Annotated in this window: 25 protein-coding genes; 13 read left to right on the top strand and 12 right to left on the bottom strand. The window is 73.1% G+C overall.

The window, feature by feature from the left end:
- Positions 1 to 25: 25 nt before the first annotated feature.
- The gene (locus HBO46_RS06970; RefSeq protein ID WP_166140455.1) at positions 26 to 400 is read right to left on the bottom strand and encodes an Rv2175c family DNA-binding protein; all 375 of its coding nucleotides are present in this window, start codon (positions 398 to 400) and stop codon (positions 26 to 28) included.
- Between the two features lie 154 nt (positions 401 to 554).
- On the opposite strand from HBO46_RS06970, the gene pknB reads away from it, so the two are divergent.
- The 4 genes from pknB to aroF all read left to right on the top strand — a co-directional run bounded on the left by pknB (position 555) and on the right by aroF (position 5,740).
- Positions 555 to 2,618, top strand: coding sequence for a Stk1 family PASTA domain-containing Ser/Thr kinase (gene pknB / locus HBO46_RS06965; protein ID WP_224769417.1), 2,064 nt, complete (start codon positions 555 to 557; stop codon positions 2,616 to 2,618).
- A 226-nt stretch (positions 2,619 to 2,844) separates the two neighbouring features.
- Positions 2,845 to 3,537 (top strand): MOSC domain-containing protein, encoded by a 693-nt coding sequence (locus HBO46_RS06960; protein ID WP_166140453.1) that lies wholly within the window; start codon positions 2,845 to 2,847, stop codon positions 3,535 to 3,537.
- A gap of 69 nt (positions 3,538 to 3,606) precedes the next feature.
- Positions 3,607 to 4,524 (top strand): deoxyribonuclease IV, encoded by a 918-nt coding sequence (locus HBO46_RS06955; protein ID WP_166140452.1) that lies wholly within the window; start codon positions 3,607 to 3,609, stop codon positions 4,522 to 4,524.
- A 175-nt stretch (positions 4,525 to 4,699) separates the two neighbouring features.
- On the top strand, positions 4,700 to 5,740 hold the full coding sequence (gene aroF, locus HBO46_RS06950; RefSeq protein ID WP_263457788.1) for a 3-deoxy-7-phosphoheptulonate synthase: 1,041 nt from the start codon (positions 4,700 to 4,702) through the stop codon (positions 5,738 to 5,740).
- Between the two features lie 30 nt (positions 5,741 to 5,770).
- Here the strand turns inward: aroF and HBO46_RS06945 are convergent, their stop codons facing one another.
- The 3 genes from HBO46_RS06945 to HBO46_RS06935 all read right to left on the bottom strand — a co-directional run bounded on the left by HBO46_RS06945 (position 5,771) and on the right by HBO46_RS06935 (position 9,687).
- Complete coding sequence (locus tag HBO46_RS06945) at positions 5,771 to 6,763, bottom strand: threonine aldolase family protein (RefSeq protein ID WP_166140450.1); 993 nt, start codon at positions 6,761 to 6,763, stop codon at positions 5,771 to 5,773.
- 19 nt (positions 6,764 to 6,782) lie between these two features.
- The gene (locus HBO46_RS06940; RefSeq protein WP_191480210.1) at positions 6,783 to 8,135 is read right to left on the bottom strand and encodes a class II 3-deoxy-7-phosphoheptulonate synthase; all 1,353 of its coding nucleotides are present in this window, start codon (positions 8,133 to 8,135) and stop codon (positions 6,783 to 6,785) included.
- A 97-nt stretch (positions 8,136 to 8,232) separates the two neighbouring features.
- Complete coding sequence (locus tag HBO46_RS06935; RefSeq protein ID WP_166140449.1) at positions 8,233 to 9,687, bottom strand: APC family permease; 1,455 nt, start codon at positions 9,685 to 9,687, stop codon at positions 8,233 to 8,235.
- Between the two features lie 146 nt (positions 9,688 to 9,833).
- On the opposite strand from HBO46_RS06935, the gene HBO46_RS06930 reads away from it, so the two are divergent.
- From HBO46_RS06930 to HBO46_RS06920, 3 genes are read left to right on the top strand one after another with little or no spacing between them, the layout of a single operon-like run.
- Entirely contained in the window at positions 9,834 to 11,207 is a 1,374-nt protein-coding gene (locus HBO46_RS06930) for a hypothetical protein (protein ID WP_166140448.1), read from the top strand.
- The gene (gene murD, locus HBO46_RS06925; protein ID WP_166140447.1) at positions 11,194 to 12,528 is read left to right on the top strand and encodes a UDP-N-acetylmuramoyl-L-alanine--D-glutamate ligase; all 1,335 of its coding nucleotides are present in this window, start codon (positions 11,194 to 11,196) and stop codon (positions 12,526 to 12,528) included. The genes HBO46_RS06930 and murD overlap by 14 nt, the downstream gene beginning before the upstream one ends.
- A gap of 8 nt (positions 12,529 to 12,536) precedes the next feature.
- A complete protein-coding gene (locus HBO46_RS06920; protein ID WP_166140446.1) occupies positions 12,537 to 13,232 on the top strand; it encodes a hypothetical protein in 696 nt (231 codons plus the stop codon).
- Here HBO46_RS06920 and HBO46_RS06915 read toward each other — a convergent pair.
- Both HBO46_RS06915 and HBO46_RS06910 read right to left on the bottom strand, forming a co-directional pair.
- Positions 13,189 to 14,217 carry a 6-phosphofructokinase gene (locus tag HBO46_RS06915; RefSeq protein WP_166140445.1) on the bottom strand — a complete coding sequence of 343 codons (1,029 nt, stop codon included), beginning with the start codon at positions 14,215 to 14,217 and terminating at the stop codon, positions 13,189 to 13,191. The two genes, HBO46_RS06920 and HBO46_RS06915, sit on opposite strands and share 44 nt — an antisense overlap.
- 77 nt (positions 14,218 to 14,294) lie before the next feature.
- Positions 14,295 to 14,960 carry a hypothetical protein gene (locus tag HBO46_RS06910; protein WP_166140444.1) on the bottom strand — a complete coding sequence of 222 codons (666 nt, stop codon included), beginning with the start codon at positions 14,958 to 14,960 and terminating at the stop codon, positions 14,295 to 14,297.
- Between the two features lie 66 nt (positions 14,961 to 15,026).
- On the opposite strand from HBO46_RS06910, the gene HBO46_RS06905 reads away from it, so the two are divergent.
- From HBO46_RS06905 to HBO46_RS06890, 4 genes are all read left to right on the top strand, one after another.
- The gene (locus HBO46_RS06905) at positions 15,027 to 15,839 is read left to right on the top strand and encodes a DUF1028 domain-containing protein (RefSeq protein WP_166140443.1); all 813 of its coding nucleotides are present in this window, start codon (positions 15,027 to 15,029) and stop codon (positions 15,837 to 15,839) included.
- Between the two features lie 38 nt (positions 15,840 to 15,877).
- Complete coding sequence (gene glpK, locus HBO46_RS06900) at positions 15,878 to 17,353, top strand: glycerol kinase GlpK (RefSeq protein WP_166140442.1); 1,476 nt, start codon at positions 15,878 to 15,880, stop codon at positions 17,351 to 17,353.
- A 66-nt stretch (positions 17,354 to 17,419) separates the two neighbouring features.
- On the top strand, positions 17,420 to 18,298 hold the full coding sequence (locus HBO46_RS06895; protein ID WP_166140441.1) for a sigma-70 family RNA polymerase sigma factor: 879 nt from the start codon (positions 17,420 to 17,422) through the stop codon (positions 18,296 to 18,298).
- 77 nt (positions 18,299 to 18,375) lie between these two features.
- Positions 18,376 to 18,612, top strand: a complete 237-nt coding sequence (locus tag HBO46_RS06890) for a DUF1059 domain-containing protein (protein ID WP_166140440.1) — start codon at positions 18,376 to 18,378, stop codon at positions 18,610 to 18,612.
- Between the two features lie 26 nt (positions 18,613 to 18,638).
- Here HBO46_RS06890 and HBO46_RS06885 read toward each other — a convergent pair whose 3' ends face one another.
- Positions 18,639 to 19,517, bottom strand: a complete 879-nt coding sequence (locus HBO46_RS06885) for an alpha/beta fold hydrolase (protein WP_166140439.1) — start codon at positions 19,515 to 19,517, stop codon at positions 18,639 to 18,641.
- 205 nt (positions 19,518 to 19,722) lie between these two features.
- Complete coding sequence (locus tag HBO46_RS06880) at positions 19,723 to 20,283, bottom strand: DinB family protein (RefSeq protein WP_166140438.1); 561 nt, start codon at positions 20,281 to 20,283, stop codon at positions 19,723 to 19,725.
- Positions 20,284 to 20,439: 156 nt separating this feature from the next.
- On the opposite strand from HBO46_RS06880, the gene HBO46_RS06875 reads away from it, so the two are divergent.
- Together HBO46_RS06875 and HBO46_RS06870 are read left to right on the top strand one after the other, a co-directional pair.
- On the top strand, positions 20,440 to 20,862 hold the full coding sequence (locus tag HBO46_RS06875; RefSeq protein WP_166140437.1) for a hypothetical protein: 423 nt from the start codon (positions 20,440 to 20,442) through the stop codon (positions 20,860 to 20,862).
- 359 nt (positions 20,863 to 21,221) lie between these two features.
- Positions 21,222 to 22,481: an HNH endonuclease signature motif containing protein gene (locus HBO46_RS06870; protein ID WP_166140436.1), complete on the top strand. Its 1,260-nt coding sequence runs from the start codon at positions 21,222 to 21,224 to the stop codon at positions 22,479 to 22,481.
- Here HBO46_RS06870 and bla read toward each other — a convergent pair.
- From bla to HBO46_RS06850, 4 genes are all read right to left on the bottom strand, one after another.
- Positions 22,465 to 23,412 carry a class A beta-lactamase gene (gene bla / locus HBO46_RS06865; RefSeq protein WP_224769416.1) on the bottom strand — a complete coding sequence of 316 codons (948 nt, stop codon included), beginning with the start codon at positions 23,410 to 23,412 and terminating at the stop codon, positions 22,465 to 22,467. The genes HBO46_RS06870 and bla overlap by 17 nt on opposite strands.
- Positions 23,413 to 23,439: 27 nt before the next feature.
- Entirely contained in the window at positions 23,440 to 24,024 is a 585-nt protein-coding gene (locus HBO46_RS06860; protein WP_166140435.1) for a hypothetical protein, read from the bottom strand.
- Positions 24,025 to 24,617: 593 nt separating this feature from the next.
- Complete coding sequence (locus tag HBO46_RS06855) at positions 24,618 to 25,244, bottom strand: OB-fold protein (RefSeq protein ID WP_166140434.1); 627 nt, start codon at positions 25,242 to 25,244, stop codon at positions 24,618 to 24,620.
- A 327-nt stretch (positions 25,245 to 25,571) separates the two neighbouring features.
- Positions 25,572 to 26,189, bottom strand: coding sequence for a GyrI-like domain-containing protein (locus tag HBO46_RS06850; protein ID WP_166140433.1), 618 nt, complete (start codon positions 26,187 to 26,189; stop codon positions 25,572 to 25,574).
- Positions 26,190 to 26,197: the final 8 nt, after the last annotated feature.

Here is a 26,197-nt window from a genome sequence, read left to right as displayed (position 1 = left end):
GCGTCGCCGATATGGGGACACCCAGTCAGAGCGACATCGCCTGGGCGCGCCGCTTGGCCTCCGAGCCGCGGTTCTCGCGCAGCGCGTCGATCGGGCGACCCGGAAGGTCCTCCTGCTCGGTGAAGAGCCAGGCGATGCACTCGCGGTCGTCGTAGCGGCCGTCGTGCAGCACGGTCAGCAGGCCGCCGAGACCCTTGACCGGGAACCCGTCCTGGATGAAGTCGGCAGGGATCTGCTGGCCGGCGCCGGGGCTCGGCACGGCCGCCGCGAGCTCGTGGTCGCGGATCATCGTGCGAACCTTGGCCACCGTGACCCCGAGGCGACGGGCGGCCTCGGCCCAGTCGATCCAGTCGGGGACGAGCGCGGCGAGGTCGGCGTCGGCGAGGCGCGGTTCGGTCATGTCCCCATCGTCCCATCCTCCGCGCGAGCAGGAAAACCGCCCACGAAAACCACGCTGCGCCACGCCGGAGGGTGACGCGCGCGACGCCGGGGGTGGTGGATCCGTACGATGGGCCGGACCGGAACCTTCCCCGTCCGGTCGCAGGAGGGTCGCTGTGCAGACGGATCGGCACGCCCAGTCGGGCACCGCCGCGTCCGCGGCGTCCCCTCCCGACCCCTTGACCGGGCGCCTCCTCGACGGTCGCTACCGCGTCGGGCGCCGGATCGCCCGCGGCGGGATGGCCAGTGTCTACGAGGCCACCGACACCCGACTGGACCGCACCGTCGCGGTGAAGGTCATGCACCCCGGGCTCGGCGACGACGAGGAGTTCGCGGCCCGGTTCGTGCGCGAGGCGCACGCGGCCGCGCGGCTGAGCCACCCGCACGTGGTCGCGGTCTTCGACCAGGGCAACGACGACGGCGTGGTGTTCCTGGCCATGGAGATGGTCGTCGGCCACACCCTGCGCGACACCATCTCGCGAGAGAGCCCGATGCCGCCCGCGCGCGCCCTGGCGCTGCTCGAGCCGATCCTCGCCGCGCTCGCCGCCGCCCACCGCGCCGGGCTGGTGCACCGCGACGTCAAGCCCGAGAACGTGCTGATCTCCGAGGACGGCCGGATCAAGGTCGCCGACTTCGGGCTGGCCAAGGCGGTCAGCGCCGACACCCAGCACACCGCCACGGGCGGCGTGCTGATCGGCACGCTGTCCTACCTGGCCCCCGAGCTGGTCGTGGAGGGCCGCGCCGACGAGCGCGCCGACGTCTACGCCGCCGGGGTGGTGCTCTTCGAGCTGCTCACCGGACGCAAGCCGCACGAGGGCGAGAGCCCGATCCAGGTGGCCTGGAAGCACGTCCACGAGGACGTCCCCGCCCCCTCGACGCTGGTGCCCGGCATCCCGGCGTACGTCGACGCGCTGGTCGCCCGCGCGACCGCCCGCGACCGCGCCCAGCGGCCCGCCGACGCCGGCGTGCTGCTGCACCACGTGCGTCGGGTCGCGCTGGCACTCGCCGACGGCCTCGACGAGGACGCCGACCTCACCGACGACCTCCGCCCGCGACCGGTCCCCGAGGCCGACCGGACCCGCGCGGTCCCGCTGCTGTCGGGCGACACCGGCGAGCTCACCGCGCCCTTCGCGGTGCTGGCGGCCTCCGACCTGCGGGGTGCGCCCGGGTCCGACCAGACCACTCGAGTCCCGCTGCTCGACGGGCGGGCCGGGCCCGCGGACCACACCGCGCACGACCCCGACGACGAGCCGCGGCAGGACACGCCGGCCGGCTCCTCCCCGCGACCGCGGCGCACCCGCCGCGGCCCGCTGGTGCTGGTGCTCGCGCTGGTGCTGGCCGTCGCGGTCGGCGGTGGCGCCTACTGGTTCGGCTGGGCGCGCTACACCCACGTCCCGGCGGTCATCAGCCTGTCCGAGTCAGCGGCGACCGACCGCCTCGAGGCCGCCGGTCTCGGCGTGGAGCCCGGCGACCCGGCGTACTCCGAGACGGTCCCGAAGGGCGAGGTGATCAGCACCGACCCCGGGGCCGGCGAGCGCATCCTCGACGGGGACCCGGTGAGGCTCACGGTCTCGCTCGGCCCGGAGCGCTACGAGCTGCCCCGGCTCACCGGCAAGCCGCTCGCCCAGGCCGAGGAAGCGCTCGCCGAGATCAAGGCGAGCGTCGGGCGCACCACCGAGCGCTGGTCGGAGAAGGTCGCCGCCGGCGCGGTCATCCGCACCGTTCCCGCGGCCGGCAAGATCCTGGCCCCGGGCGCCAACGTCGAGATCGTCGTCAGCAAGGGCCGCCGCCCGATCCCCGTGGGCGACTGGGTGGAGAAGGAGCTCGACGCCGCCGAGGCCGCGCTCGAGAAGCGCGGTCTGGTCGCCGCGGTCGAGGAGGAGTTCTCCGACGACGTCCCCGAGGGCGTCGTGATCTCGCAGTCCCCACGCGAGGGCACCCTGTTCCGCGGCGACACGGTCTCCTTCGTGGTCTCCAAGGGCCCCGAGCTGGTCGCCATCCCGGGCGGGCTGCGCGGCTCCGGCGTCGACGAGGCCGTGGCCAAGCTGGAGGCGGCGGGCTTCAAGGTCAAGCTCGAGGAGAGCGCGCTGTACGTCGGGCTGCGCTACGTCGTCAGCATCAGCCCCGGCTCGGGCAAGCTCGCGCCCAAGGGCAGCACCGTCACGCTCTCGCTGGTCTGAGGCGTCCCCCCGCGGCCCCCGGGTGCTCCCCGGGTGCTGCCCGGGTCGTCCCGCCGGTCGCCGGGGCGGCGCGCGTAGCTGCGCAATTGCTGGTTTGGCACCTTCCGCGGGCCGAAACCGGTGCTTTTCCGCGCAGTTGCGCAGGTACGCGCACCCGAGACCCGCCCCGGCTTGCCCCGCCGATCGGCCGCCCCCGGCAACCCCCACCCGCGCTACCGTTTCGCACGTGTCCTTCCCCGTGCTGTCCCTGCGCCGCTACTCGGTCAAGTCGATGGGTGGCGAGGAGCTCGACACCGCGGTCTTCGACGCGCGGGGCCTCGCGGGCGACCGCCTCTACGCCGTGGTGGACGCGGAGGGCCGCCTCGCCTCGGGCAAGAACAGCCACCGCTTCCGCCGCCGCGACGCGGTGTTCTCCTACACCGCCCTCGCCGGGAACCGCCCGGGCGAGGTCGTCGTCGTCGGGCCTGGCGGCCGGTGGCGGGTCGGCGACCCGCCACTCGACGCGGAGCTGAGCCGCGCGATGGGCGACGCCGTACACGTGCTGCCGGAGGCGGAGACGCCTCACCAGGACGGCGGGGCGGTGTCGTTGGTCGGCACCGCGACGCTGGCGTGGTGCGCTGAGCACTGGGAGGTGCGTCCCGACCCTCGGCGGCTGCGGGTGAACGTCGTGGTCGCCACCGAGGAGCCGTTCGTGGAGGAGTCCTGGATCGGGCGCACCCTCGCCTGCGGCGACGTGCGGCTACGGGTGGTCGAGCGCATCCCGCGGTGCCGCATGGTCGACATCGACCAGGACGGCGCCGTCGCCGAGGGCCGACTGCTGCCACGCCTCGCCGCCGAGCGCGACCTGTCCCTCGCCGTGTACGCCGACGTGGCCACGCCCGGCACCATCCGGGCCGGCGACACGATCTCTGTGCTCTGAGTCTCTGACGCCCGGCGCTTCTCCGACCTCGGTGCCCGGCGGGCCACGCCGCTCCCCTAGCGTGCGGGGGTGACCACCCCCGCACCGCTCACCCCGTCCCTGCGCAATCCGGTCGGCACCCACGTGCAGGTCGGCAAGGGCCTCGTCGCCGGCGCCCTGGCCAGCGCCGAGGAGCTGGAGTGCGAGACCTTCCAGGTCTTCGTGGGCAACCCGCGCGGCTGGGCGCTCTCCCCCGGCAAGCCCGCCGACGACGCGGTGTTCCGCGAGACCATCGCCGCGCGGGGGCTGCGGGTCTTCATCCACGCGCCGTACCTGGTCAACCTCGGCAGCCCGACCCCGGCGACGTATGAGAAGTCGGTGGCGGTGGTCGCGCACAACCTGCGCCGGGCCGCCGCGATCGGCGCCGAGGGCGTCGTGGTGCACACGGGCTCCTTCGTGGACCCCGAGCCCGGCGCGAGCGAGGCGCGGTACGCCGCGGCGATGGCCCAGGTCCGCGACGGGCTGCTCCCCGTGCTCGAGGAGCTGGGCGACGACCCGGACGCGCCGTCGCTGCTGCTGGAGCCCACCGCGGGCCAGGGTCGCTCCCTGTGCGCCGGCGTGGAGGACCTCGCGCCGTACCTCGGCGCGCTCGACCACCACCCGAAGGCGGGCATCTGCCTGGACACCTGCCACGTCTTCGCCGCGGGGGCTCCTCTGGACGAGCCCGGCGGCACCACCGCCACGGTGGACCGCATCGTCGAGATCGGCGGCCCCGGGCGGCTGAGGCTGATCCACGCCAACGACTCGATGGACGTGCGGGGCGCGTTCAAGGACCGCCACCAGCGGATCGGCGAGGGCCACATCGGCACCGAGGCGTTCAGCGAGCTGTTCGCGCACCCGGCGACCGCGGGCGTCCCGTTCGTGCTGGAGACGCCCGGCTCGCGCGACCTGGGCAACCCCGACATCGCGCTGCTGAAGAAGCTGCGCGACGCCGCGTTCCGCGGCTGAGGCACGCGTCACCTCCCGCCCGGTCCCATGATCCGGGAAATGGGTCGCGGCCACGGGCGCGCTGGCTAGCGTCTTCCCGGTCGAGCACGTCCCCTCGGGCGATGCCGGCCGGCGGCGGGTCCACGCCGCCCGCACCCGCGCCGGGTCAGGGAGAGGAAGCACCATGGTCGTCGTCATGTCCGCGGACGCCACCGAGCGGGACGTCGCCCGCGTCGTCAGCCGCGTGGAGAACGTCGGTGGGGCGGCCTTCGTCAGCAAGGGCGTGACCCGCACGATCATCGGCCTGGTCGGGGACGTCACCTCCTTCCACCACCTCAACCTGCGCACCCTGCCCGGGGTCGCCGACGTGCACCGGATCTCCGACCCCTACAAGCTGGTCAGCCGCCAGCATCACGCGGGCCGGTCGACGGTGTGGGTCGGGCAGCCGGGCCAGCAGGTGCCGATCGGGCCGGACACGTTCACGTTCCTGGCCGGCCCGTGCGCGGTGGAGACGCCCGAGCAGACCCTCGAGGCCGCGCAGATGGCCAAGTCCGCCGGCGCCACGATCCTGCGCGGCGGCGCCTACAAGCCGCGCACCTCGCCGTACGCCTTCCAAGGGCTGGGGCGGGCGGGGCTGGAGATCCTCGCCGACGTGCGCGCGCTGACCGGGCTGCCGGTCGTCACCGAGGTCGTCGACGCCCGCGACGTGGAGATCGTCGCCCAGCACGCCGACATGCTCCAGATCGGCACCCGCAACATGGCCAACTTCGGCCTGCTCCAGGCCGTCGGGGACGCCGGCAAGCCGGTGCTGCTCAAGCGCGGCATGACCGCGACCATCGAGGAGTGGCTGATGGCCGCGGAGTACATCGCCCAGCGCGGCAACCTCGAGATCGTGCTGTGCGAGCGCGGCATCCGCACCTTCGAGCCCGCCACCCGCAACACCTTGGACATCTCCGCCATCCCGGTCGTGCAGGCCAGCAGCCACCTGCCGGTGATCGTGGACCCCTCGCACGCCGCGGGCCGCAAGGACCTCGTCGTCCCCCTCGCGCGGGCGGCGATCGCGGTCGGCGCCGACGGCGTCATCGTCGACGTCCACCCCTCGCCGGAGACCGCGCTGTGCGACGGACCCCAGGCGTTGCTCGGCACCGAGCTGCGCGAGCTTGCCCAGGCGGTACGCCGGCTGCCCCCGGTCGTCGGGCGCCTCGACGCCGGCGAGGTCGCCCGCTCCGCCCGCTGACTCCTTCCCCGGCTCGGGGGAAGGCGAGGGTCAGAGGGCGGCGAGGATGCGGGCGGCGCGGTCGACGGCGGAGCGGTCCACGTCGAGGTGGGTGACCAGGCGCAGTGCGGTGGGGCCGACGGTGCTGAGCAGGACCCCCTCCTCCCGCGCTCGTACGACGACCTGCGCGGCGTCCGCGCGGTCCACGACCACGATGTTGGTCGCCACCGAGTCCGGGTCGGCGCCCAGCGCCTCGGCGAGGATCCTCGCGTGCTCGTGGTCCTCGGCCAGCCGCTCGACGTGGTGGTCCAGCGCGTGGAGCCCCGCGGCGGCGAGGATGCCCACCTGACGCATGCCACCGCCCATCCGCTTGCGGCGCACGCGGGCCTCGGCGACGGCGTCCGCCGAGCCGACCATCAGCGAGCCGACGGGGGCGCCGAGCCCCTTGGACAGGCAGACCGCGAGCACGTCGGCCACCGCGCCGTACTCACGCAGCGGCGTGCCGGTGGCGACGTGGGCGTTCCAGATCCGGGCGCCGTCCAGGTGCACGCCGGTGCCGACCTCGGTGGCGAACTCGCGCAGGTCGCGCAGGTCGTCGAGCGGCAGCACCGCACCGCCGGCGAAGTTGTGGGTGTTCTCCACCGAGATCGCCGCGGTGGGGACGAAGAACGGCCCCATGTCGGGGGCGAAGAGGCGGCGGATCACCGGCAGGTCGATCTGGCCGCCCTCGTCGACCCAGGTGCGCATCGTGACCCCGCCGATGCTGGCGTGGGCGCCCAGCTCGGCGCGCGCGATGTGGGCGCGCGACTCGCACAGCACCTCCTGGCCGGGCGAGACCAGGCTGGCGACCGCCAGCACGTTGGCCATCGAGCCGGTCGGCGTGAACAGCGCGGCCTCGTGGCCGAACAGGTCGGCCACCCGCTCCTCCAGGGCGAGGACCGTGGGGTCCTCGCCGTACACGTCGTCGCCCACCTCGGCGCGCACCATCGCGGTGCGCATCGCCTCGGTGGGACGGGTGACGGTGTCGGAGCGCAGGTCGATCATGTCGCCATGATGCCGGGCGTCAGGCCTTGCGCAGCATCTCCGCCACGAGGAAGGCCAGCTCGAGGGACTGCACCCGGTTCAGGCGCGGGTCGCACACCGACTCGTAGCGGTTGTGCAGGTCCATCTCCAGCAGGTCCTCGCCGCCGCCGACGCACTCGGTGACGTCGTCACCGGTGAGCTCGACGTGCAGGCCGCCGGGCCAGGTGCCGAGCGAGCGGTGCACGTCGAAGAAGCCCTGGACCTCCTCCACGACGTCCTCGAGGCGACGGGTCTTGTAGCCCGAGGAGGCCTCGAAGGTGTTGCCGTGCATCGGGTCGCAGACCCAGGCCACCTGGACGCCCTCGGCGGTGACCTTCTCCACGATCTGCGGCAGGCCGTCGCGGATCTTGCCGGCGCCGAAGCGGGTGATGAACGTGAGCCGGCCCGGGGTGTTGTCGGGGTTCAGCTTGGCCGCGAGCGCCAGCGCGTCGTCCGCGGTGGTGGTCGGGCCGAGCTTGACGCCGATGGGGTTGCGGATGCGGCTCAGCAGCTCGACGTGCGCGCCGTCGAGCTGGCGGGTGCGCTCACCGATCCACACGAAGTGGCCCGACACGTCGTAGGGCTGCTCGGTGCGCGAGTCGATGCGCGTCATCGCGTGCTCGTACTCCAGCACCAGCGCCTCGTGGCTGGAGTGGAAGTCGACGCGGTGGAACTCCTCCGGGTCCGCGCCGATCGCGCGGATGAACTCCAGGGCGCGCTCGATCTCGTTGGCGACCGCCTCGTAGCGCTGCCCGGCCGGGGAGCTGCGCACGAAGTCGGTGTTCCAGGTGTGCACCTGGCGCAGGTCGGCGTACCCGCCGGTCGTGAACGCGCGGACCAGGTTGAGCGTCGCGGCCGAGGCGTTGTAGACGTCGACGAGACGCTGCGGGTCCGGCGTGCGGGACTCGGGGGTGAAGTCGAAGCCGTTGACCGCGTCGCCGCGGTACGCCGGCAGGGTGACGCTCTGCCCGTCGGGCATGGTGCGCGTCTCGGTGTCCTTGGAGCGCGGCTTGGCGTACTGCCCGGCGAGCCGGCCCACCTTGACCACGGGGACCGAGGCGGCGTACGTCAGCACCACCGACATCTGCAGGAGCACCCGCAGCTTGTTGCGGACGTTGTCGGCGGTGACGCCGGCCAGGGTCTCGGCGCAGTCGCCGCCCTGGAGCAGGAACGCCTCGCCGCGGGTCACGGCCGCGAGCTTGTCGGTCAGGTCGTCGCACTCCCCCGCGAACACCAGCGGCGGCATCGTGCGCAGCCGGTCGACGGCAGCCCCGAGGGCGGCACGGTCGGGGTACGTCGGCTGCTGGGCCGCGCCCATGGCGTGCAGGGACTCGAGGGACGGGATGCTGCTCACCCCCACAGGGTACGCGGCGGGCGACCGGTGGCCGACTCGCCGTCCACCCGGCGACCGGTCCCGACGCCTCGGCTGGCGACCTGTCCCGGCGGCCGGGCTAGCCGTCGAGGTGATCGATGTCGCGGAAGCCGGTCTTCTTGGCCCGCACCCCGCGGTTGGTCAGCCAGGCCCCGAGCCACAGCACCACGCCGAGCGCCAGCAGCAGACCCGCGATGCGGTACTGCACCATGTCCTCCTCCAGCCGCGCCCACGGACCGAGCAGGTAGGCGCACGCGATCGCCCCGATGACCGGCACCGCGGTGGGCGCGCGGAACTCCGTCCGGTCCGGGCGCCGGCGGGCCACCAGGCAGGAGATGTTGACCAGCGTGAACACCGCGAGCAGCAGCAGCGAGGTGGTGCCGGAGAGCGCCGCGACCATCGTGGTCTCCGACTGGGTGCGGACCAGGACGATCAGCGCGAGCGCCAGGATCGTGGTGAACACGATCGCGGTCCACGGCGTCTGGCGGCGGTGCGAGACCCGGCCCAGGCTGCGGGGCAGGACGTCCTGGCGGGCCATGCCGTAGATCAGCCGGCTGGCCATCAGCATGTTGATCAAGGCGGTGTTGGCGACCGCGAAGACGGTGAGGAACGGGAAGATCTTGTCGATCGGGAGGTCCGGGGCGCCGATCCGCACGACGTCGAGCAGCACCCCGGCCTCGGGGTTCTGCGGGGCGGCGATCTGACCGGCCGGGATCACCGCCACCACGGAGATCGCGACCAGCACGTAGACCAGCGCCGCGATGCCGAGGCCGGTGAACATCATCTTGGGGAAGATCCGCAGCGGGTCCTTGGTCTCCTCCACCATGTTCACGGAGTCCTCGAAGCCCACCATCGAGAAGAACGCGATGGCGGTGGCGACCGTGACCGCCATGAAGAGGTTCTTCTCGTCGGGGCTCTCGAAGACCGTGACGCGCGACAGATCGCCGTCGCCGCGACCGACCACCCACATGCCGATGCCGATGACGATCGCCAGCGCGAGCATCTCGATGATCGTGAGCACGACGTTGAACTTCACGCTCTCGCTCACCCCGCGCAGGTTGATCGCCGCGATCACGCCCATGAACACCAGCGCGGTCACCAGCGACGCGGTCTCCCCGGTCGGCATCCCGGGCAGGAGCTCGTGGATGCCGATGAGGAGGTTCTCGGCCAGCAGGCCCGAGGACGTCGAGGCGCTGGTGATGCCCGAGCACACGACGGTGAAGGCGACCAGGAAGGTCACGAAGTGGATGCCGAAGGCCTTGTGGGCGTACAGCGCCGCGCCCGCGGCCTGCGGGTACTTCGTCACCAGCTCGAGGTAGGAGAACGCCGTGAGCGTGGCCACCCCGAACGCGACCAGGAACGGCAGCCAGGCCACGCCGCCCACCTCGCCCGCGAGCCGGCCGGTGACGGCGTAGACGCCCGCACCGAGGATGTCGCCGACGATGAACAGCAGCAGCAGGCCGGGGCCGATGGTCCGCTTCAGCTGCGGGCCCTTCTCGCTGCTGTCCGGCTGCGCCGCCGCGGAGATGCTCATGGGACCACCATTGCCCCCGGATCCCTCCGGCGTAACCCCCATTGCCCCACCCGACCCAGACCAGTACGGGCCCCGACCCGCCGCCTGTGGGCAGCGTCGCGCGGTGCGTGTGCCCGCGAGCGGGTGCCCGCTCCTATGATCGGGAGGTGTCCCGCCTGCTCGACGTCCCCCGTCCAGAGCTCGTCCTGACCCACGAGGAGCCCGTCGTCAGCGACGACGGTGCCCGGGTGGAGCTGCGCTGGAGCATCGCCGGAGGCGGTGCGCAGCAGCGCTTCACCGAGGTCGTCGAGCTGCCCGACGTCGCCGGCCCGCGCCCGGTCGACGACGACTTCGTCCTCGTGGTCCGGCTGCTCTCGCTGGCCGCCGGCCTGAGCTACTACAAGGCCCTGGTCCCGGCGACCATCGACACCACGCCGCTCGGCGCCGGCCCGCGTGAGCAGGAGTTCCTCGCCACCGTGGCCCGCAACGGCCTGGGCGAGTTCGCCTACCGCAACGACCTCCCCGAGGCGCTGCGCCCCACGATCCGCGGGACCGGCACGGACGCCGACGCCGCCGGCTCCCCCGCCGTACCCAGGGCCACCCGCCCGGGCGCCCGGGTGCTCGCCGCGGTCGGCGGCGGCAAGGACTCCATCGTCACCCTCGAGGCGCTGCGCGCGGCGGGCTTCGACGTGGCACTGTTCTCGGTCAACACCTACGCCCCGATCACCCGGACCGCCGAGGTCGCCGGGCTGCCGCTGCTCACCGCGCGCCGCACCATCGACCCGGGCCTGAAGGCGCTCAACGAGGCCGGTGCCCACAACGGGCACGTCCCGGTCACCGCGATCAACTCGCTCATCGGCTGCCTGGTCGCGCTGCGCTCGGGCTTCGAGAGCGTGGTGTTCAGCAACGAGCGCAGCTCGTCGTACGGCAACCTCACCTGGGCCGGCGTCGAGGTCAACCACCAGTGGTCCAAGGGCCTGGAGTTCGAGCGGCTGCTGCGCGACCGGCTCGCCGGCGTCGCGGTCGACTACGTGTCGTTCCTGCGCCCGCTCTCGGAGCTGGCGATCATGCGCCGCTTCGCCACCCACACCGGCTACCACCGCGCGTTCACCAGCTGCAACCGCTCCTTCCACCTCGACCCGGCGAAGCGCACCGAGTGGTGCGGGCACTGCGACAAGTGCCGCTTCGTGTTCCTCTGCCTCGCGCCGTTCCTGCCGCGCGCGGAGCTGCTCGCGATCTACGGCGGGCGCGACCTGTTCGCCGACGCGCTGGGCGACGCCGCGCAGCGCGACGGCTTCCTCGACCTGCTCGGCACCGGCCCGACCCACAAGCCGTTCGAGTGCGTGGGCGAGCCCGAGGAGTGCCAGGTCGCGGTCGAGCTGCTGCGCCGGCACCCGGAGTGGAAGGACCACCCGTTCCTCGCGCTGCCGGGCGTCGCCGAGGTCACCGTCACCCCCGAGCAGGAGGAGGCGGCGTTCAGCTTCGCCCCCCAGCACGCCCTGTCCCCCGCGCTGGAGCAGGCTGCCCGTGCGGTTCTCTGAGCTGCCCCCGACCGGCACCGTCGTCTGGGGCTACGGGCGCGAGGGCGCGGCCGTCGCCGCGGAGCTCGCGCGCCGCGGTCTGGACGCCACCATCGCGCTGCCCGACGCCACCGACGCCGGGGCGGCCCCCGCCGACGCCCCGCTGCCGGTGCTCACCGGTGCGGCGGCCGTCGAGGCGCTGCGGGCGGCACGCGTCGTGGTCGCCTCCCCCGGAGTCCCCGCCACCGCGCCCCTCCAGGTCGAGCTGGCCGCCGCCGGCACCCCGGTGACCGGGCTGACCGACCTGTGGCTGGGCGAGCACGCCGGGGTCACCATCGGTGTCACCGGCACCAAGGGCAAGTCCACCACCGCCTCGCTGATCGCGCACGTGGCCCGCGCGGTCGGCCTGCGCAGCGCGGTGGTCGGCAACGTCGGCACCCCGGTCCTCTCGGTGGACGCCGACCGGCTCGACGTGGTCGCGTTGGAGGTCTCGAGCTACCAGGCCCGCACCGTGACCACCTCGCCGCGGGTGGTGGTGCTGACCTCGCTGTACGCCGAGCACCTGCCCTGGCACGGCGGCTACGCGGAGTACGTCCACGACAAGCTCAACCTGCTCGCCCACGGCCCCGAGCACGTGGTCGCCGCGCCGGGCGCGGCCTACGACGAGGCAGCGGCGCGCCTGGAGGCACCCACCACGCTGCACCGCCCCGACGCCGACCACGTGCACGCCGACGACGCCGGCGCCCTGGTCTGGCCGGGTGTCGGGGGGCTCGGCGCCGACGAGCTCCCACTGCCCGGGCGCCACAACGCCGCCAACTGCGCGCTCGCGCTGCGCGCCCTCGAGGTCGCCGGGCTGCTGGGCGACGAGGACGCCCGGCGCACCGCGCTGGCCTCGCTGCGCGACTTCGCGCCGCTGGCCCACCGACTCGAGCCGGTGGCCTCCCCCGACGGCCGTGCCTGGTACGACGACAGCCTGGCCACCGCCCCCGAGGCGGTCGTCGCGGCGCTCGAGGTCTGGCCCGACGAGCGGGTGCTGCTGCTGTTCGGCGGTGCCGACCGCGGGCTCGAGCTGGATCCCCTGGTCGCCTACCTGGCCGGGCGCACCGCCCCGGTCGGCGTGCACGCCTTCGGCGCGGCCGGGGCGCGGCTGGCGGCCGCGCTGCCCAGCGACGGCCCGCACCCGGTGCACCTGAGCCCCGGCTTCGCCGACGCGGTGCGTGCGGTGCTCGCCTCCGAGGACCCCGCCCGGCGGGTGCTGTTCTCCCCCGGCGCGCCGAGCTTCGACGAGTACGCCGACTACCGCGACCGCGCCGCCGCGCTGCACACCCTCCTCGGCTGCTGAGCGCGACCGTGCCCGCCCGGACCTGGTACGACGGGGAGCCCGTCGACCTCGACGAGCGCGGCTGGTCCCGGCTGGTGCCGACGTTCCTCGGTGTCGGCTTCCGCCTCGCGGCGCCCTGCCCCGAGGCGCTGCCGCGCGCCGAGGCCGGAGCGCGGGCGGTCGCAGCGCTGGCCGGCGCCGACCTCGACCCGCTCCCCTGGGCCCGGCTGCGCGCGGCATGGGAGGGCCCGGTCGATGTGCTGGGCGGCTGGGAGCGGCACCTGGTGCGCGGCCTGGGCCGCCCCTGGACCCGGGTCGTTCCGGTCGAGGCACCGGAGGAGCCCCGGGTCCTGGAGGAGCGGGTCTCCCCGTGGCCCTGGCCGACCGGCTCCGCGACCGCCGGGCTGCCTATGCTCTCCCGCCTGGAGGCGGCGGTCGTCCACGAGGAGGGCGTGCTGCTGCTGCGCACCGATGCGAGCGGCGCGCTGCGCACCTCCGCGGCCGGCACGCCGTACCTGCTGCTGGACGGGCGCTGGGTGCGCCCGGCCGGCGGACCGTGGACCGGGTGGGCCATCGAGCAGGAGGACGCCCGCACCGGCGCCGAGGTCGTCGAGATCGGTCCCGACGAGCTCGGCGCCGCGACGGCGCTGCACGCCGTGGACGAGCACGGCGTGCGAAGCGTCAGCCGAAGAAGACCTCCGCCTCGGCGTACTCCTCCGGGCTGACGACCTTGAGCTCGCCGGTCGCCTCGATCAGCGGGATGCGGACCATGTCGGTGCCGCGCAGGGCGACCATCACGCCGAACTCGCCGTCGGCGACCGCGTCGATGGCGTGCAGGCCGCAGCGGGTGGCCAGCCAACGGTCGAAGGCCGACGGGGTGCCGCCGCGCTGGACGTGGCCGAGCACGACCGCGCGGGCCTCCTTGCCGGTGCGCTGCTCGATCTCCTGGGCGATCCGGTCGCCGATGCCGCCCAGGCGCACGTGCCCGAAGGCGTCGACCTCGCCGGACTGCACGGTCATGTCGCCGCCCGCGACCGGGACCGCGCCCTCGGAGACCACGATGATCGGGGCGTACTCGGAGACGAACCGGGTCTCGACGTGGGCGCAGACCTTCTCGATGTCGAAGGGCTGCTCGGGGATCAGCACCACGCTGGCGCCGCCGGCGATGCCGGCGTGCAGGGCGATCCAGCCGGCGTGGCGGCCCATCACCTCGACGACCAGGGCGCGGTGGTGGGACTCCGCGGTGGTGTGCAGCCGGTCGATCGCCTCGACGGCGATGTTGACCGCGGTGTCGAAGCCGAAGGTGAAGTCGGTGCCGGAGAGGTCGTTGTCGATCGTCTTCGGCACGCCGACGACGTTGACGCCGAGGTCGGAGAGCTTGGTGGCGACGCCGAGGGTGTCCTCGCCGCCGATCGCGACCAGCGCGTCGACGCCGTGCGCGGCCAGGTTGTCCTTGATCCGCTCGACGCCGCCCTCGATGGCGAACGGGTTGGTGCGCGAGGACCCGAGGATGGTGCCGCCGCGGGGCAGGATGCCGCGGCACTGCTCGATGCCGAGCTCCATGGTCAGCCCCTCCAGGGGGCCCTTCCAGCCGTCGCGGTAGCCGACGAACTCGAAGCCGTGCTCGCGCACGCCCTTGCGGACGACAGCGCGGATCACCGCGTTCAGGCCCGGGCAGTCCCCGCCTCCGGTCAGCACTCCGACGCGCATGGGTCCTCCTGGTTCGTCCGTGGATGTTCCACCAGCGACCCTAGCGACGACAGCCGAGCCGCGGCCAGCGCGGTCGCTCAGGTGAGCAGCGCGAACACGGGCACGCCTGCCACCAACGCACCGGCCAGGCCACACGCCACCAGCTTCCCCCAGCCTCCGGCGGTGCTGCCGTTGGTCGGCAGCCGGTCGGCCCAGCGCGGGTCGTGGGCGGCGGCCTCGAGGTCGGCGACGCCGACCCGGTCGTCGAGGACGCCCACCTCCGGGCGCTCCGGGTGCAGGGCCACCACGAGCGGCGCGTCCCGGTGCTGGAGCGCGGGCAGGACCGGCGCGAGGAGGGCGACGCGCCGCGGCGGGCCGTCGCCGACGACCGTGACGGGCAGCAGCAGTCCCTCCCCCGCCTGCCGGCCGCCGAGGATCGAGAAGTGCGGTCGGCCGCGCGAGATCCGGTGCGTCAGCACACGGCCCGGTACGGAGACCGTCGAGACGGTGCCGGCGACGATCTCCTGGGACCCGACGACCACCTGTTCCCAGAAGCGGAAGGTGTCGAGGTACAGCGACGCGAACATCACGTTGCTCGCCAGGACCATGACGACGATCGCGGCGACAGGGAAGGCGATCACGGAGCCGATGCCGACGTCGAGGGGCCGGGCGATGGTCGCCACCAAGGGGCCGAAGACCAGGCCGACGCTCAGCCCCATGACGAAGGTGTACAGGCGGGTTCGGCGCGAGACGTCGTTGAGCACGGCTCACCGTAACGGCGGCGGCACGCCGATCGCCGGGGAACGCGCGGGCCTGTCTAACCTTCAGCCATGACGTTCTCGATCGTGGCCCGGTCCGCCGACGGAGAGTCCTGGGGCGTCGCCGTCGCCTCGAAGTTCCTCGCGGTGGGCTCCGCCGTGCCGGCCGCCGTCGCGCAGGTGGGCGCGATCGCGACCCAGGCCGACGCCAACGTCGCCTACAAGGGGCTGGCGCTGTCCCACCTCGACGAGGGCGCGACCGCCGAGATCGCGCTGGAGCGGCTGCTCGAGGAGGACGAGGGCCGCGAGCACCGCCAGGTCGGCATCGTCGACTCCGACGGCGGCGCCGCCAGCCACACCGGGCGCGGCTGCGTCACCTACGCGGGTCACACCACCGGTGACGGCTACGCCATCCAGGGCAACTGCCTGGCCGGCCCCGAGGTCATCGAGGCGATGGAGCGCACCTGGCTCGAGAGCGCCGAGGAGCCCTTCGAGCGCCGGTTGCTCGCCGCGCTGGCCGCCGGTGACGCCGCCGGAGGCGACTGGCGCGGGCGGCAGTCCGCCGCGCTGCTCGTCGTACGCGACGAGGCGGGGTACGGCGGCAACGACGACATCGCCGTCGACCTGCGCGTCGACGACCACGCCGCGCCGATCCCCGAGCTGGAGCGGCTGCTGGGCCTCAACGACCTCTACCTCACCGCCTCGAGCGAGGAGGACAAGGTGGTCCTCACCCCCGAGCTCGAGCAGACCCTCGAGGAGCACGCCCGCGCCGCCGGGCAGCCGGACTTCCGCACCTGGGTGGGCGTGGAGAACCTCGAGATGCGCGTCGCGCCGGACCTGTCCTGGGTGGACCGTCGGGTGCTGGAGATCGTCCGCGCCGGCTGAGCCCCCGCGCCATGCGGCCCCTCGCTAGGGTGCCGCCCATGAGCGTTCTGGCCATCGACGCCGGCACCACCGGCGTGACCGCAGTCGTCGTCACCCCCGAGGGGAGCGTCGAGGCCAGCGCGTCGCAGGAGTTCCGGCAGCACTTCCCGCGGCCCGGCTGGGTCGAGCACGCGCCCGAGGAGATCTGGCAGGCCACCCTGGAGGCGGTCCGCGAGGTGCTCACCCTGGTGGACCGCTCCGCCCTGACCGCCGTCGGGATCACCAACCAGCGCGAGACGGTGCTGCTGTGGGACCGCGACACCCTCGGCTCCCCGCGCCGCGCGATCGTGTGGCAGGACCGGCGTACGGCGGACGTGTGCGTGCGGCTGCGCGAGGCCGGGCACGAGGACCGGGTCCGCGAGCTGACCGGGCTGCGGCTGGACCCGTACTTCTCCGCGACCAAGCTGGCCTGGCTGGCCGAGCACGAGCCGCACACCTGGGCGCTGGTGGAGTCGGGGCGCTACGCGATCGGCACCGTCGACTCCTACCTGATCGCCCGGATGACCCGCGGCCTGCACCACGTCACCGACATCTCCAACGCCAGCCGCACCCTGCTGCTCGACCTCGAGGCCGGTACCTGGAGCAAGGAGCTGTGCGAGCTGTTCGGGGTGCCGGACGACGCGCTGCCCGAGCTGGTGCCCAACTGGGGCGAGGTCGCGGTGACCGACCCGCGCACGTTCCTCGACCTCTCGCTGCCGATCGCCGGCATCGCCGGGGACCAGCAGTCGGCGCTGTTCGGGCAGACCTGCTTCGACGTCGGCGACTCCAAGTGCACCTACGGCACCGGGTCCTTCATCCTCACCAACACCGGCACCACCCTGGAGCGCTCGGACGCCGGGCTGCTCTCCACGGCCGCCTGGCGCTCCCCCGAGGGCGAGCTGACCTATGCCCTCGAGGGGTCCATCTTCGTGACCGGCGCGGCGGTTCAGTGGCTGCGCGACGGGCTGCAGCTGGTCGGCTCCGCGGCCGAGACCGCGGCGATCGCGGCCACCGTGTCGTCCTCGGACGGCGTGGTCTTCGTGCCCGCGCTCACCGGCCTCGGCGCCCCGCACTGGGACCCGCACGCGCGCGGGCTGATCGTCGGCATCACCCGCGGCACCACCCGCGCCCACCTGGTGCGGGCCACCCTCGAGGCGATCGCCTTCGAGGTCCGCGACGTGCTGGAGACGATGCCCGGCGAGCCGTCCGCGCTGCGCGTCGACGGTGGGGCCGCGGCCAACGACCTGCTCTGCCAGATCCAGGCCGACCAGGTCGGCGTACCGGTCGAGCGGCCGCGGATGATCGAGACCACCGCCCTGGGTGCGGCGTTCCTGGCCGGTCTCGGCACCGGGGTGTGGTCCTCCACCGACGAGCTGCGCGAGACCTGGACCCTGGACCGCTCCTTCACCCCCTCCCGCGCCCGCGAGGACGCCGACGCCGACCACCGCCGCTGGCTGGCCGCCGTCGAGCGCGCGAAGGGGTGGGCGGAGATCTGAGCGGACGGGGCGTGCTGACCACAATCCTCTGAGCGCCGATCCGCCCCGGGTGGAAGGGTGGGTGCCGTGGACGAGAGCACGCAGGCCGAGGCAGCGCGGTTCGAGGCAGCGCGGTTCGAGGCAGAGCGGCCGCGCCTGGTCGCGATCGCGGCCCGGGTGCTGGGCGACCACGCCGAGGCCGAGGACATCGTGCAGCAGACGTGGCTGCGCCTGCACCGCAACGACACCGAGATCGAGAGCCTGCCGGCCTGGCTGACGACCGTCACCACCCGGCTGTGCCTGGACCGGCTGCGCGCCCGCACCCCGGAGCCGGTCGCCGACGTCGAGCCCGCCGACGCTGCAGCCGCCGGCGACCCGGCCGACGACGTGGTGCTCGCGGACTCGGTCGGCCTGGCGCTGCACGTGGTGCTCGACCGGCTCTCGCCTCGCGAGCGGGTCGCCTTCGTGCTGCACGACAGCTTCGGGTTCGAGTTCCCGACCATCGCGGCAGTGCTGGACACCACGCCGACCGCGGCACGCAAGCTCGCCTCGCGGGCACGCGCCAAGGTCGCGCAGCCGCGCGCCGAGGACCGGCTCGCGGACTGGCAGGTCGTGGACGCGTTCATGGCCGCGGCGAAGGCCGGCGACTTCGAGGGGCTGCTGCGCCTGCTGGCGCCCGACGCGACCGTGGGCGCCGACGAGGCCGCGGTGCTGGCCGGCACCCCGCAACGGATCGCCGGGCGCGAGGAGGTGGCGACGTTCTTCGACGGCAGCGCCACCGCGGTGCTCCCGGTCCTCGTGGACGGGCGTCCGGGCACGGCGTGGTTCCACCTCGGCGCCGCGAAGGTCGTCTTCGACTTCGCCGTCGAGGACGGGGTGGTGCGTGCCATCACCTTCCGCGCGGCGCCCGAGGTGCTGGCGCAGGTCGTACGCCGCGACGGCGACCGACCACGGGATCGGACCTGAGCTCGCGGTCCGGTCACACCTGGTCGCCGCGGTTCGTCATCAGCACAGGAAGCCCACCGCACCCATCGGGAGACGACATGAAGACGATGACCTGCCGGGACCTCGGCGGACCCTGCGACCTCGCCCACCGCGGCGAGAGCGCCGACGACGTGATCAACGCCCAGGACCGCCACCTCAAGGAGGCCGAGAAGGCCGGCGACGCCACCCACCAGGAGGCGCGCGACGCGATGAAGGGCCGCTGGCGGCACCCGAAGAAGTCGCTCGGCTGGTACCGCGACACCCAGCGCGCGTTCGCCGCGCTGCCGGAGAGCTGAGCGACCCGCTCCCCCGCGCCGCCGGATCAGACGGGGCGGACCAGGACGCCCAGCATCTGCTCCCAGTGCCGCCACGGCAGCAGGTGCCCCTCGCCCGGGTGGCGCACGAGCTCGGCGTGCGGAAGGTGGCGGGCCAGCCACTCGCCGTGCGCCGGCGCGACCATCGCGTCACGGTCGCCGTACCAGAGGTGGACCGGGCAGGTGATGTCCTCCAGCCGGATCCCCCACGGCCCGACGAAGGCGACGTTGTCCCAGGCGATGCCCATCGGCCCCTGGCGCAGCGCCTCGCGGAAGGAGGCGAACAGCGCCTGCCGCGCACCCGCGTCGGCGACCACCTCCGGGTCGCTCGCACCCCACTGCCAGTCGATCCACGGGGCCGAGGCGTCGTCGCGCACCGACATCATGGCGTCGAGCAGCTCGGCATTCCCGGCACGGAACTGCTCCGCCGCGCGGCCGGGCTCATCGGGGAGGTAGGACAGCGCTCGCAGGTCGTTGGCGTCGAGCGCGTCCCGCGCCCCCGGCACGTCCGCCACCCGCCCGGGTCCGCCCGACACCCCGACCCGTGTGACCCGGTCACCCAGCACCGCCGCGGTCGCCAGGGCGAAGGGTCCCCCGCCCGACCAGCCCAGCGCCGCGAACCGCTCCACCTCGAGCCGGTCGGCGATCGCCTCGACGTCCCGCGCCACGAGCCGCAGGCTGGTCGGCGCGGCGTCGGACCCGCCGTACCCGGGCCTGTCGAAGCCGATCACCCGCACGCCGATGCGACGACCGATCTCGCCCGCCCGCTCCGCCTCCAGCCGCGAGCCCGGCGTGCCGTGGAAGTGCACGACCGGGACGCCGCGCGGGTCGCCGCCGTCGCGGACCGAGAGCACCCGGTCGCCGACGTGCACCTCGAGGTCCGTCATGGCGGGAGGGTACGACGAGGCGGCGGCGTGGCGGGTCTCGGTCGCCCACGGCCGCCTCGGACGCTCGCGCCGCCTGGCGAAGTCGTTCGAGAACACCACCTCCTCGGCGCCCAGGCGGGCTCGCCGCCTGACCGTCACCCGCCCTCCACGCGGCAGATGAGGGCGTTGACGTTCCGTCGCGTAGGACGACACGCGTGAGGCTGACCTACTGCCCGACTCGTCCGTCGATGCACTCGCGCAGCAGGTCGGCATGCCCGCAGTGCCGGGCGTACTCCTCGATCCGGTGGACCCACAACTCACGCACCGCGATACCACGATCGCCGATCCGCTCAGCCAGATCCGGATGCTTGGCCAACGCCAGGTCAGTAACAGCCTGCTCCCGGGCAAGGTCGCCGAGTGCGCCGTGGACCGTCGGCTGATCGCCGACCGCTTGCTCAAAATCGGCATCGCCCTCGCCGTACAACTTCGGCGCGGGCTCCCCCGGGACGAACCAGTTGCGCCAGTCCCGTTCCGCCTCGGCCAGGTGACGCACGAGTCCAAGTAGCGACATGGTCGACGGCGGCACCGAGCGGCGCGCCAACTGCTCGGGGCCCAGCCCCTCGCACTTCATCAGCAGGGTCAATCGGTAACTGCTCAGGTAGTCCTGCAGCGTCGCCAACTCACCATCCGGGCTGACTCCGTCACTGTTGCGAGGATCGGCCGCCGGATCTGCCCACATGTCGGGGTAGACGCTCGCCTGACTCCAGCGTTCGGGCACGTCATTCATCCCGCCATGGTGTTGACGAAGAGCACGCGCCGCAAGCGATCCAACCATCCGGTCATTCGCACGAGCGGGCGCGCTGATCGCGGCCAATCCGGACCGTCATCGGTCGCGATGCAAGGTCGACCTGACGCTGACAGTGCGCCCACCCATACTGATCGCATGTCACGTCGCAAGCACGCGCCCGGGGACCTTCGCTGGGATGGGAAGGCTTGGCGTCGTTGGAACGGCGCACGCTGGGTCCGCGCCGCCTACTCGCTCCACCCCGAGCGGCTGACCCGCCCACAGAGCTTCGATCAAGAAGCCCGACTCGACATTCCTTCTCGGAATCGCGCTCTCGCCCTCGCGGTCGAAGACCAGGTGACGACCAACAGCGCGACGATGGTGCACCAAGGGCCCAGTGGTGTCGTGCTTGGCTACCGTCGCCGCGTGTCCCACCTCTTCCACGCACTCCTCACGCTGTTCACCGCCGGACTCTGGGCGCTGGTCTGGCTGGCAATGGCGGTTGGGCGGCGCGAGGACCGCGTACTGCTTGAAGTGGACGACTGGGGCAACGTGTGGGCGCAGAGCGTGCACAGCGCGTAGCGCCCAGCGTCTGGAGGGCGGGTCCCGGGCCGACAGTGGCAAACCCGAACGCGCTACGACGCGGTGGCCAGGATCTCGACCCGGAGTGACGACGGCGGCGGCAACGAGACGCCGGTGAGCGGGGACCGCTTGACCAAGATGCCCGCTGCCAGCGCTCCGAACACAACGAGAAAGCAGACCAGTTCCCACCCGAGCGGCCTCGTTCTCATGGCCGGATCGCGCGCACGGGGTCACCCAGGTCCGCAGAGTTTTCCACAGATTCACTCTTTACCTTCCGACCCATTTCGAACACTTTCGAACAGCGGTAGAATCGGCCCTACGGAACCGAATCTTCTACCACCTCATCTCGGGAGGCGACGATGGCCGACACGGCTCATCCCTACCTCGCCGACGTGGGGTGCGCGGAGGCTTTTCTCGACAAGATCGCCGACCGTGATCCGACCTTTCTGTCGATCTCGGAGAAGCGTCAGGCGTTGCGGATGACGGCCCATCTCGCCTCCCGTGCGCAGGCGATGCACGCGCGGGTGATCGCGTGCGCCGACGACGTGGCCGACACGGACGGGTGTCGCGACGTGGCCGCCTGGGTCGCGCACCGCACCCACACCTCCGGCCCGTCCGCCCGACGGCTCCAGCGACTCGGGACCGCGTGCGAGCTGCGTTGGCACCGCGTCGGTACGGCGCTGGCGGGCGGGCACGTGAGCCTCGACCAGGGCCACGTGATGGTCGCCGCGCTCGACGACCTGACCGATGCGTTCTCGCTGGTCGAGGCCGGCGCGGAGGAGTGGGCCGACATGCTGGCCCGCGCCGAGACCTATCTGGTCGAGCAGGCGGCCGACTTCGGGCCGCGGGAGCTGGGCCGCCTGGCCGAGCGGCTGCTCGAGGTCGTCGCGCCAGAGTGGGCCGAGAAGGTCGAGGAGGAGCAGCTGCGCGCCGCGGAGCGCCGCGCCCGTCGGCGTACGACGTTGGGCGTGCGGCACCTCGGCGACGGGAGCGCGATCATCCGGGCCCAGGTCCCGGAGTCGGTGGCGCTGCGACTGACCACGATGCTCGAGTCGTTCACCAACCCCCGCCGGGCGACGGATGAGCCGGCTGCGGACGGGCGGCGCGTGCCCTACGAGCGGCGACTCGGCGAGGCATTCTGTTCGCTGCTCGAGGCGATCGACCCCACCCGGCTGCCGCTGCACGGCGGCGACGCCACGACGCTGGTGATCACGATGGACCTCCAGGCGCTCGTCGAGGGGCTGGGTTCCGCGACGCTGGCGGACGGCTCCCGGATCACTGCCGGCGAGGCCCGTCGCCTGGCCTGCGCGGCCAATCTCGTGCCCGCGGTGCTCGGCACCCGGTCGGTTCCGCTCGACCTAGGCCGCACGAACCGGCTCTTCAGCCCCGGCCAGCGAAAGGCATTGGCCATTCGCGACAAGGAATGTCGCGCCGACGGCTGCACCATTGCCTCGACCTGGTGCGAGGCACATCATCTGGATCCGTGGTCAGCGGGCGGAAAGACCGATCTCGACAAGGGCATTCTTCTGTGCAGCCATCACCATCATCTGATCCACGATGACCGTTATCTGCACCAACGGATGCCGAACGGCGATATCCGATTCAGTCGGCGGACGTAGGGATCAGATTCCGCAGCGCCACCCGGGCCGCCTCGGCGACCAGGGCGTCGTCGTACTCGGCAGCCGGCGTGCCGCGGTCGGAGAAGACCGCCATCACGACCGGGTCACGCCCGGGCACCTCGATGACGGCGATGTCGTTGCGGGTGCCGTACGCCGCGGCGCCGGACTTGTCCGCGACCCGCCAGCCGTCGGGAACACCGGCGCGCACCAGGGTGTCCCCGGTGGCGTTGCCGCGCATCCAGCTCAGCAGGGTGCGCCGCGCGGGCGGACGCAGCGCGTCGCCCACGGCGTAGAGCTGGAGGACCTGTGCAAGGGCGCGCGGGGTGCTGGTGTCGCGCCGGTCGCCGGGGGCGGTGTCGTTGAGCGCGGTCTCCCGGCGCGCCGCGACCGTGACGTCGTCACCCAGCTCACGCAGCGCCTGCTGGAACCCGGCCGGGCCGCCGAGCTCGTCGAGCAGCAGGTTGCCGGCGGTGTTGTCGCTCTCCCGGACCGCCGCCTCGGCGATGCGCTGCAGGGACAGCCCGGTCCCCACGTGCTGCTCGGTGACGGGCGAGTAGGTGACCAGGTCGTCGGCGTCGTAGGCGACGACCTCCTCCCAGCGCCGCTCCCCCGTGCGAGCGAGCAGCGCCGCCGCGGCCAGCGCCTTGTACGTCGAGGCGTAGGCGAAGCGCTCGTCGGCGCGGTGCTCGACGGTCTCGCCGGTGTGGGTGTCGATCGCGAAGATCCCCAGCCGGGCGTCGTAGCGCTCCTCGAGGGCCACGAAGACGCCGCGGGGGTCCGCGGGGGCGGCGTCCGCCGTACCGCTCGGCGACGGGAGCGGCGAGGTGCTCCCCGCCCGTCCCTGCTCGGACGTGGCGCACGCCGCGGTGGCCGCGACGAGCAACACGGCGGCGGCGAGGTGAGATGGCAGGGACAGGCGGGAGGGAGGCACCGGCGCATCATCGCCGACGGTGCGGCCTCACCAGGTGTCGGCGACCTTGATGGTGTCGTAGGTCGTGTCGGGGTCGAAGGACCCGCACTCCATCGCCGAGGACTCCCCCGGCTGCATCTCGTTGGAGTAGCAGTCGGCCTCCGCGGCGACCCGCTTGCCGTCGTAGAAGCGGAAGCTGAACCGAGCGGTGCGTCCGTCGGTGTCCTCGTCCTCGTTGAGCGCGACCTCCAGACCCGTGATGGTCAGGTCGCCGAAGTCAGCCGGCGCCACCTTCCACCCCTTCTCCACCTCGAAGCCGTCACGCTGGAACGCCTTGCCCTCGGCGACGACCACCGGCTCGTCCTTGGACAGCCCCTCGTCGATGCTCTCGCCGACCTCCTTGAAGAGGAAACCGACCGTGACCGCGCAGCCGCCGATGAACAGGACGGCGACCGCGCAGAGGATCAGCAGCACGTTGCGCAGCACGTTGCTCTTCTGCGGCGGCACGTAGTAGTTCGGCGGTGGTTGCTGCGCGTACGCCGGCTGCGGATAGGGCTGCTGCGGGTACGGCGTCTGCGGCTGCGGGTAGGGCTGCTGCGGGTCGGACTGCTGCGGTGGCTGCTGCTCGGACACGAACTCTCGTTTCATCGGTGGCGCCGGGCGGCTCGGGGCCCGGCTCTTCTCGCAGCGGGTCTACCCACGCCTGCGGCACCTCTACCCCTCGTGCCCGACACGTGGACGCCCGCCTGCGCGGCCCCGACGTCCAGCTCGGTCCCGGCCACTGCGGGGACGGGATCGGGGCACATCGGCTCGAACGACCTCGCGTTGTCGATCCCGATCGCGCCGACGTCGGCGCCCTCCAGGTCGACGGTGCAGACGAAGAACTCGAAGCTGGCACCGGTGTTCTCGAGCACGCGCGGCGAGACGGCCTCGATGGTGACCCGCTCACCGTCCCCGGGGCAACGCCCCTCCTCGAGGGTCTCGAGACGCAGCCGGCCGAGGGCGGGTGAGGGACCGATCTTGGCTGCTTCAACCGGCTGTCGGACGGGACGGCACCGGACCCGCACAGACAGCGGAAGGCACCTGCCCGGCCTGGGCAGGTGCCTTCCGTGGGGCAACCACGCTCCCCGGGGGCGGAGGGCGACGCCGGCCGACCCGCTACTACGGGTGCGCGGGTACTGCGGCTGCCCGGCGCCCAGCACCCCGTTCGGCGTGACTGCTGCCCGTCAGAGGATCTCGCAGCCCTTCATCTCGATGCCGAGGTCGCCGCCGTCCTCGAACTCGCCACGGACGGTGATCGTCGAGCCACGCGTGATCTGGGCAGCGACGTCAGCGCTCTGGTCGTCGCAGTTGACGGTCCACATCACCCAGTCGCCGCCCTCAGCGATCTGGACGACGTACTCCTCGTCGTTCCAGAACTCGGTGTCGACCTTCTCGACCACACCGGTGACCTCGATGGTCTTCCCGCTGTACTTCGCGTCGGCCATCGCCTCGTTGCCCTCGAAGTCCGCGAGGATCTGCTTGGCCGTGACGACCACCGCTGACGGCTCGGGCTCCGGCTCGGGCTCGGGGGACGCGGCCTTCTCCTTCTTCTGCGCGGCACCGCCCTCCTTCGCACCGGTCCGCGGCTCGGTCTGCGCCCCCGACTCGTTCTTCGAGCTGCCGTCCTTGGCGGTGTCGTCCCCGGTCTCCTCCGCACCACCGGCCGCAGCGCCGACCGCCACCATCGCGACGAGGGCGGCGGGGATGATCACGCGCTTCTTCTTGTAGAACGGGCGCTGCGCCTTCGCGTACGCCTTGGCGGCAGCGGCCTCGGCGCGGGGGTCCCTCTGGGTGTTCAGGTTCTCGTCCACGGTGGTGCTCCTTCTTCTGGTGAGTGCCGGACGACTCGGGCAGGACCCGCGTGTCCACCGGTTGGTGGACGCGCGAGCGCTCCCCGTCGAGTCCGAGGGGCGGACGGACCTCTTCTCGAGGTCCATCCATCCCGCCCAACGAGCACGTGCCGCTCGAGCGACGGGCTGGTCTGCGACAGGTGCTGATCAGGCAGGCGGATCCCCCGGGTATCTGGTCCAGATGGCATCGCTACGACTACCCAGCCGACCCATGTTGTAAAAACCGTTTACAACCGGAGTCTCACGTGAAACGGCCGGGCCCCGCGAGCTGCCGGCCGAGGCGTGGGGCTACGCCGGCTCTACCGGCTGCCGCAGGATCGTGCGCAGCCGGGCGGGGGCGACCCGGCGCGGGTCGCTGAGATAGATCTCGTGGTGCTTGCCGCGGGGTCGCAGGCCGGCGGCCGGGAGAAAGCGCTCGTGCAGGTCGGCGAGGACGGCGGCCTCGGCGTCGTACGGGCCGACGTGCAGGGTCTGGACGCAGCGACCCTCCTCGAGGGTCTCGAGACGCAGCCGGCCGAGGGCGGGTGAGGGACCGGCCTTCGCGGCGGCCGTGGCGACGGCGGCCGCGACGTGGTCGGCGCCCAACCAGTCCGGCGTCAGGATCATCGCCGTCCAGTCCCACCGCGACTTGTCCCGGGCCGAGGTGAAGACGGCGTGGTCCGCGGCCCACCACAGCGCCTCCAGCGGCGGGACGACGTAGTCGCGGTCCAGCTCGCGGCGGCTGAGGGACTTCAGGGCGTAGGCGACCGGGTAGAGCGCGGTTATCGCCTCGACGTACTCGAGCGCGGTGTTCGGGTCGCCGTGCCCGTCGACCATGAGGTACTGCAGCGGCGGCACCTCGAGGACGCGGAGCTCGCCGACCCGGGCGCGGTAGGAGTCCAGGGTCTTCTTGACGTCGGTCTTCACGGCGCCTC

Source organism: Nocardioides ochotonae (assembly GCF_011420305.2).
Classification (GTDB): domain Bacteria; phylum Actinomycetota; class Actinomycetes; order Propionibacteriales; family Nocardioidaceae; genus Nocardioides; species Nocardioides ochotonae.
Note: the sequence above shows the minus strand (reverse complement) of the source record. Positions and strands in the feature narration are given on the sequence as shown.

Excerpts from the sequence above, each read along its gene's own strand:
- HBO46_RS06970 (WP_166140455.1), bottom strand. The coding sequence starts at position 400 with ATGACCGAACCGCGCCTCGCCGACGCCGACCTCGCCGCGCTCGTCCCC.
- aroF (WP_263457788.1), top strand. The coding sequence starts at position 4,700 with ATGTCCGCGGACGCCACCGAGCGGGACGTCGCCCGCGTCGTCAGCCGC.
- HBO46_RS06945 (WP_166140450.1), bottom strand. The coding sequence starts at position 6,763 with ATGATCGACCTGCGCTCCGACACCGTCACCCGTCCCACCGAGGCGATG.
- HBO46_RS06935 (WP_166140449.1), bottom strand. The coding sequence starts at position 9,687 with ATGAGCATCTCCGCGGCGGCGCAGCCGGACAGCAGCGAGAAGGGCCCG.
- HBO46_RS06915 (WP_166140445.1), bottom strand. The coding sequence starts at position 14,217 with ATGCGCGTCGGAGTGCTGACCGGAGGCGGGGACTGCCCGGGCCTGAAC.
- HBO46_RS06905 (WP_166140443.1), top strand. The coding sequence starts at position 15,027 with ATGACGTTCTCGATCGTGGCCCGGTCCGCCGACGGAGAGTCCTGGGGC.
- glpK (WP_166140442.1), top strand. The coding sequence starts at position 15,878 with ATGAGCGTTCTGGCCATCGACGCCGGCACCACCGGCGTGACCGCAGTC.
- HBO46_RS06890 (WP_166140440.1), top strand. The coding sequence starts at position 18,376 with ATGAAGACGATGACCTGCCGGGACCTCGGCGGACCCTGCGACCTCGCC.
- HBO46_RS06885 (WP_166140439.1), bottom strand. The coding sequence starts at position 19,517 with ATGACGGACCTCGAGGTGCACGTCGGCGACCGGGTGCTCTCGGTCCGC.
- HBO46_RS06880 (WP_166140438.1), bottom strand. The coding sequence starts at position 20,283 with ATGAATGACGTGCCCGAACGCTGGAGTCAGGCGAGCGTCTACCCCGAC.
- HBO46_RS06875 (WP_166140437.1), top strand. The coding sequence starts at position 20,440 with ATGTCACGTCGCAAGCACGCGCCCGGGGACCTTCGCTGGGATGGGAAG.
- HBO46_RS06870 (WP_166140436.1), top strand. The coding sequence starts at position 21,222 with ATGGCCGACACGGCTCATCCCTACCTCGCCGACGTGGGGTGCGCGGAG.